The following is a 512-nucleotide window of genomic DNA, read 5'->3' as shown; positions in this document are numbered from 1 at the left end:
GAGTCAGTTCAGGCAGACCCGAAACCGGGTGATCTACCCATGTCCAGGTTGAAGTTTCCGTAAAAGGAAATGGAGGACCGAACGCACATCCGTTGAAAAGGGTGGCGATGAGGTGTGGGTAGGGGAGAAATTCCAATCGAACCCGGAGATAGCTGGTTCTCCTCGAAATAGCTTTAGGGCTAGCCTCGTATTAGTTTAGCGGAGGTAGAGCACTGAATTCTTAAGGGGGCGTCAAAGCTTACCAAGAGATATCAAACTCCGAATGCCGCATAAATGATGTACGGGAGTCAGACTGCACGAGATAAGTTGGGCAGTCAAAAGGGAAAGAGCCCAGACCACCAGCTAAGGTCCCAAAGTGCGTGTTAAGTGGAAAAGGATGTGGGATTTCGAAGACAACTAGGATGTTGGCTCAGAAGCAGCCACACATTCAAAGAGTGCGTAATAGCTCACTAGTCGAGAGGTCCTGCGCCGAAAATGTCCGGGGCTGAAACACGACACCGAAGCTGTGGAAT

1 rRNA gene is annotated in these 512 nt (G+C 50.2%); it reads left to right on the top strand.

Annotated features, from left to right (window positions below):
- Positions 1-512 (top strand): 23S ribosomal RNA (locus tag NE473_RS30190); the annotation flags it as partial.

Source organism: Hungatella sp. SL.1.14 (assembly GCF_024460495.1).
Lineage (GTDB): Bacteria > Bacillota > Clostridia > Lachnospirales > Lachnospiraceae > Hungatella > Hungatella hathewayi.
Note: the sequence above shows the minus strand (reverse complement) of the source record. Positions and strands in the feature narration are given on the sequence as shown.